This is a genomic window from Moorena sp. SIO3E8, from assembly GCF_010692445.1.
GTDB lineage: Bacteria > Cyanobacteriota > Cyanobacteriia > Cyanobacteriales > Coleofasciculaceae > Moorena > Moorena bouillonii.
On record NZ_JAAHHM010000240.1, the window covers coordinates 1 to 5,837 of the forward strand.

The window sequence follows — 5,837 nt, forward strand, 5'->3', positions numbered from 1 at the left end:
GGTAATAAGGAAAAGAGTTGCACAAAATAACGTGTCGTTTCGGAGTTGGTTGCGCCGTGTACTTGGAGACTTGTTCGCACGGTGCTTAGGGGGCGAAGAGGGAGTAATCCCTCTGACCTACCCAATACTGAATAAATCGTATCGGTGTGGGACTGTCAAAGATCCCCTAGACACCTTGGCCAAGTTAAATGGCTGTGTGTTTACTTTTCTTAGGATGTTGGCAGCGCCGTTTGAATCGGCGTTGATCAACTTTCCTGAAGCAATCTGGTAAAGTCCGCGTCTTACTCGTTTGCCTGATGGTTTCCAGCACTCGGGTTTTTCACCGTATTTTGGCAAAGAATCACCATCCAAAAAAGACGCTTTACTGGTGTAGGACTCTTCCGTGACTATCAACTTAATGCCATACTCTAGACATAGATGCTTTAACCTTTCTATGAGCCTTTTAGTGGGAATAACGACAAACTTTTGATTCCCTTTCTTCCCCATATTGGAACAGATTTTCTGTCCTTCGTTCCAACCTATAACAAGATTACCAATCCTGTCGTTTAAGCAGCGGTTGACAATGAAACGGGCAGCCTTATTTACCGCGTCCCGCATCTGATTGTTTCGCTTTAATTGAATCCGGTCTAAAATTGAATCCCAGTATTTTTCTGGCTTACCGGACTTGTGTTTAGCAACTAGTCGAGCATATCCCTGATTCATCGCCTTGAGTTTTTTGCCATCTATAATGAAGCTTTTCCCAAGGGTGGAAACACAAGTCAGCCAGTTATCTCCCCCATGATCTATCCCCATGGCCTGGGAGTAGTCTAGATCGGAATTAGTATCTTCTATTGGCTTCTTTCCGTCATCTATCACCCAATCTATCCACAATTGACCGTAACTTGGGCGAATCGTTACCTCTTTCACCCAATCCGGGTCTATAAATTCTGGAGGAGTCAACGTTATCTGAGTAAGCAGTTCTGGCTTACTTTCCTTGCTAACAGAAGGGTAAAACAGTCCTTGTTTGTAAGTGAGAGCTTGTTTTGGGAAGGTGACGGCAGCGAATCCTCCTGATTTGCGGTACCGAGGAAACCTAGGTCTATCAACTTCTCCTTTGTAATATAGCCCCACTAGCTGGTTGTAACTTTTAATTGCTTCCCCTACTGCCTTTAAGGTTTGTTGAGCAGATTGAGCCGCCATCGCCCTATAGTGAGGCGACATTTTTAAGGCTTTATCTATCTCGGGGTATTTAACCCCACATTTATAGGTTTTCCAACCTGCCTTTAATTCATCCTTTTTCCAATAAGTAGTGTAAGCTTCTTGCTCTTCTAACCATTGATAATGTTTCTGTTTTGAGTAATAAACAGCGCAATTAAACAGGCTATTAGACTGCTTACACTGAAATTCCCAAAAAGCTCTTTCCTCATCCGAAAAGACAGCTTTTATTGGTATAGTTCTATACATTTTGACAACATCGACCTGTTTGTTATCATGTATTTAGTCTATGCGCATACTCCAAGAATGTCAAGTCAAACTCAGAAAAAGTCAAAGAAAAAGATGAAAGGGATCCCTGTCCTTTACGATGAACTAAAAAGACCACACAATGTCATGTTTACAGACAGTGTGTGGAAGTGGTTACAGTTATCAGCTAAAGAGTCTGGAACTAGTGTTGGGGAGTTTATAGAGCGCTGGGCTAGAAGTCAAATTGAGGACACGACTGGATAAATCCAGTCTCTCTTTTTCATCCCCCGGCTAAAAGCACGGGGGTTCTCAAATTTCAGGAAGTTTTGATAGGTTGTTGTAGCTGAAACCGACTTCTACCATTGCGATCGCACTAAGTTCTGGATAGGGTGCATCTCCTAAAAGCTATTTGACCTGATGGTGCGTTACGGTGCGGCTGTTTCAACAAGGGGCGAAGAGGGGGAAAATCATGGCTCGCCCGCCCCTAACGCACCCTACACCTTAAACCAAATAACCTTAAACCAAATAACCTTCAACCTTCAACCTTCAACCTTCAACCTTCAACCTTCAACCAAAGAAACCTTCTAAACCTTGAACCTTCAACCAAAGAAACCTTCAACCTTCAACCTTCAACCTTCAACCAAATAAACCTTCTAAACCTTCAACCTAAACACTTCACCCAAGCCTCCCTTACCTCAGGTGAACCATACCAAAGCCCCTTCCTCCTAGGAGAATGCAGCACCTCATCAAGAGTAATATTAGTCGCTCCAGCCAAATGAGCAGCAGCAATGGGAGTAATCCCATCTCCCCAGCAATTCCCTTCTCCACAAGTGAGCTTGTAACTGTTGTAAGCCAACCAGCTGCCTAAACGTCGCTTACCATAAATAGCCTTACCAGCGACACAAATATAATTAACATCTTGGTGAAAGGCCCCTGGATAGTTATCATTCACAAAATCAAGATTGCGTTTAGTCCAACGTTCCTGACTGAGATGGGGTGTACCCAGAGTCACTAAAGTAGAGATATAGGAATGAGCATTCCATAACCCTACCGAGTCATCAGTAACATCTCCATGAATAGTGTAAGGCTTTTCTCCTAGATAGATCCTGGCAATCCAGCCACCAGCAGAGTGACCGATTAAATTAATCTGTGACGTGTTATGCTTCTCCAACTGTTGTTTAACAGCTTGGTCGATTTTTCGCAAAATTGGCACCACAGAGCGACCACCGAGGGTAGGAAACCAATCCTGTTGGCGTATTGGTACAGTAGTTGCAGCAATCCCTAGCTGTTGTAGTGATTGTTCTAAATCACGGTATTCACTAGCGCTAGCAAAATAGCCCGGTAAAATAACAGTTGGTAATGGCATCGGGAATTTTAATTTAATATAAATTTTATAGATAATTTTAAACTTTTGTGAAACTAGGTACACTTTATGGTATAAGTGTTGGTCCTGGGGATCCTGACCTGATCACCCTCAAAGCACTACGTATATTGAAACAGGCACCAGTAGTAGCCTTTCCTACTGGAGTCCGTGGAAAACCAGGAATGGCTCAACAGATTGTCGCTCAATGGTTGGAGAATCATCAGGTGCAGTTACCCTTGACATTTCCATATGTGCAGGATACCGCTATCTTGACCCAAGCATGGCAAGTTGCTGCTGAGCAAGTCTGGAATTATCTAGGATTAGGGCAAGACGTAGCATTTGCGTGCGAAGGAGATGTGAGTTTTTACAGCACATTTACCTATTTGGCACAGATGCTACAACAGTTACATCCTCAAAGCCTGATTCAAACTGTACCAGGGGTATCTTCCCCCATGGCTACAGCATCGGTGTTGGGATTACCCTTGACCATTCGTGATCAGCGGCTGGTGGTGCTACCAGCTCTCTATAATGTGGAGGAACTGGAAAAGGTTTTGGATTGGGCAGATGTAGTAGTCTTGCTCAAAGTCAGTTCAGTTTATCAGCAGGTGTGGCAAGTGCTGCATCGACATCAGTTGTTGGAAAATGCCTATGTGGTAGAACGAGCAACTCTACCGGAGCAGGTGATTTATCATAATTTATGCGATCGCCCTAATCTGGCATTACCCTATTTTTCTCTGCTAATTGTTAAGGTAAACCAATAGATAGCAAACCAATAGATAGCAATGTTTCAGCCATCGATGTAGTTGTTATAGCTAGCCCCAGCACCATCACTCTTATAAAATTCTAAACGCTTTCAACCCCGTGTCTTTAGACCGGGGATGAAAGCGAATAGCGGCTTGACGCGCCGTGAGAAAAATATTCCTAAATAATCCGAAAGTTTAGTCTGGGTGTTGTAAAATAAAGTAAAGGAAAGTTGAGGTCGAAACTGGTGATCGTTTTAGAATTCAAGGCAAAGGGGAAAAGGCATCAATACTCCGCTATTGATGAGGCAATCCGGACAGTTAAGTTCATACGCAACAGCTGTCTCAGGTACTGGATGGACAACAAAGGGGCTAATAAATTCGACCTCAACAAATACAGCGCCGTCCTTGCCAAAAACTTTCCTTTTGCCAATGAGTTGAACTCTACTGCTCGGCAATCTAGTGCTGAGAGAGCATGGTCATCAATCGTTCGTTTCTTTGACAACTGCAAGAAAAAAGTACCCGGAAAGAAAGGTTTTCCTAAGTTCCAAAAAAACTGTCGCTCAGTGGAGTACAAACAGTCTGGGTGGCAGTTTTCCCCTGACAAGAAGTCAATTACGTTTAGTGATAAAAAGGGGATTGGAAAGCTCAAGTTGAAGGGAACGTGGGAATTGTGGCGTTTTGATAAGAAGCAAATAAAGCGAGTTCGGATAGTCCGCCGGGCTGATGGCTACTATGTCCAGTTTTGTGTTTCAGCTGATATTAAAGAAGAATTAGATCCGACTGGTACAGCCATTGGGTTAGATGTCGGGCTAAAAGACTTCTATACTGATTCCACTGGAAAGACTGAACCCAATCCTCGTTTTTACAGAACAGTAGAAAAACGTCTTAAATTCCATCAACGCCGGGTTTCTCGAAAAAAGAAAGGCTCTGCTAACCGGAAGAAAGCTATTAATAGGCTAGGTAGGACACACCTTAAGATAAGTAGGCAGCGTGAAGAACATGCCAAGAGACTGGCTCGTTGCGTAATCCGGTCTAACGACCTGGTCGCCTACGAAGACTTGAGAGTTAAAAATCTAGTAAAAAATCATTGTCTTGCCAAATCTATTAATGACGCAGGTTGGTATCAATTCAGGAAATGGATGGAACATTTTGGAACTAAATTTGGAAAAGTAACTGTCGCAGTTAATCCCGCCTATACTAGCCAAAACTGTTCCGGATGCGGCGAAATAGTTAAAAAGTCTCTATCGACTAGGACTCACATCTGTAAGTGTGGATGTCAGCTAGATAGGGATGTTCCTTCGGAACCGCTTCGCGAACACAACGCCGCAATCAACATCCTTAAAAGAGCTTTGAGTACGGTGGGGCACACCGGAACTTGGGTCACAGACCTAAACGCTTTAGGAGATTTGGCCTCTACTGTTCTTGGTTCCGGCCAGGTTCAGCAAGTCGAGTCGTTGATTAAAGAATCCCCGCGTCTAATGACCGGGGAGTGTCAATAGCAACCATGGAAATACGTGAACAATAACTGCCATGTCCGATGCTTCTTTAATTAAAAACATCCCAGAAATGCTGAGTCACCCCCTAGTGATTTCTGTTACCGCCTCTCTGGGGGTTCATATGCTAATCGTACCGATCTTAGGTGATTTGTTGAAGAATCAAAAGCCTAAGGGAGACTCAATGGTGCAAGTGTTGGAGTTAAGCCCTCAACAACTGAGCCGTGTGCCCAAGTCGGCTGCACCACCACTGACCCTGCCAGCTCTACCAAATGCCAAGACTCCGAGCAATCCCTCCATCCCTTCGTTATTTAGTGCTTTCCCACCCCCTCCACCACCGCTACCTTCAATACCTCCTCTCAAGCCCCTGAAAAAAATTCCCACACCCCCACCTCTGAGATCCTTACCGATAAAACCCTTACCCTCAATTGGTAAGTATCCTTTACCACTGCTAAATCGCCAAAGACCGATTATCACCAGAGGGTCTTTCCCGATCCAGCTACCACCAAAACCCAGGACACCACTACCAGCCCCACCACCGCGACCTCAGTTCAAATTCGATACAGAGTCTTTGAATCCAGGTTCCTTCCAGACCGGTTCCTTGCCAGTATTTGGGAATTCTAGCAACCAGATTCCTGACCCATTAGAGGTTCCTAACCAACAGCCACCGGTATCCGTTACTCCACCTCCTCCACCACCACAATTTTCCATCACCCCTCCTCCTTCTGAGCCTACTAAACCAGTACCTTCTAGTGCTGTTGCGATCGCACGACAACGTGAGCAAAATTTAGTAGCTCA

The 5,837-nt window shown here is 44.4% G+C and carries 5 protein-coding genes and 1 pseudogene; 4 read left to right on the forward strand and 2 right to left on the reverse strand.

Annotation, left to right across the window (positions count from 1 at the left end; genetic code table 11):
• Nucleotides 1–117: 117 nt before the first annotated feature.
• Nucleotides 118–1,443, reverse strand: a complete 1,326-nt coding sequence (locus F6K46_RS37725) for a transposase (protein ID WP_293067379.1) — start codon at nt 1,441–1,443, stop codon at nt 118–120.
• 414 nt (nt 1,444–1,857) lie between these two features.
• Between F6K46_RS37725 and F6K46_RS37730 the strand changes: the two genes are divergently transcribed.
• Nucleotides 1,858–2,028: a hypothetical protein gene (locus F6K46_RS37730; protein WP_293067384.1), complete on the forward strand. Its 171-nt coding sequence runs from the start codon at nt 1,858–1,860 to the stop codon at nt 2,026–2,028.
• Nucleotides 2,029–2,101: 73 nt separating this feature from the next.
• Here the strand turns inward: F6K46_RS37730 and F6K46_RS37735 are convergent, their stop codons facing one another.
• A complete protein-coding gene (locus tag F6K46_RS37735) occupies nt 2,102–2,806 on the reverse strand; it encodes a lipase (protein ID WP_293067387.1) in 705 nt (234 codons plus the stop codon).
• A 47-nt stretch (nt 2,807–2,853) separates the two neighbouring features.
• On the opposite strand from F6K46_RS37735, the gene F6K46_RS37740 reads away from it, so the two are divergent.
• The 3 genes and pseudogenes from F6K46_RS37740 to F6K46_RS37750 all read left to right on the forward strand — a co-directional run.
• Nucleotides 2,854–3,564 (forward strand): precorrin-2 C(20)-methyltransferase, encoded by a 711-nt coding sequence (locus tag F6K46_RS37740; RefSeq protein ID WP_293067389.1) that lies wholly within the window; start codon nt 2,854–2,856, stop codon nt 3,562–3,564.
• A gap of 227 nt (nt 3,565–3,791) precedes the next feature.
• Nucleotides 3,792–5,045, forward strand: a complete 1,254-nt coding sequence (locus F6K46_RS37745; protein ID WP_293067392.1) for a transposase — start codon at nt 3,792–3,794, stop codon at nt 5,043–5,045.
• A gap of 31 nt (nt 5,046–5,076) precedes the next feature.
• A pseudogene (locus F6K46_RS37750) lies at nt 5,077–5,837 on the forward strand (hypothetical protein); the annotation flags it as partial.

Excerpts from the sequence above, each read along its gene's own strand:
- F6K46_RS37725 (WP_293067379.1), bottom strand. The coding sequence starts at position 1,443 with ATGTATAGAACTATACCAATAAAAGCTGTCTTTTCGGATGAGGAAAGA.
- F6K46_RS37730 (WP_293067384.1), top strand. The coding sequence starts at position 1,858 with ATGGTGCGTTACGGTGCGGCTGTTTCAACAAGGGGCGAAGAGGGGGAA.
- F6K46_RS37735 (WP_293067387.1), bottom strand. The coding sequence starts at position 2,806 with ATGCCATTACCAACTGTTATTTTACCGGGCTATTTTGCTAGCGCTAGT.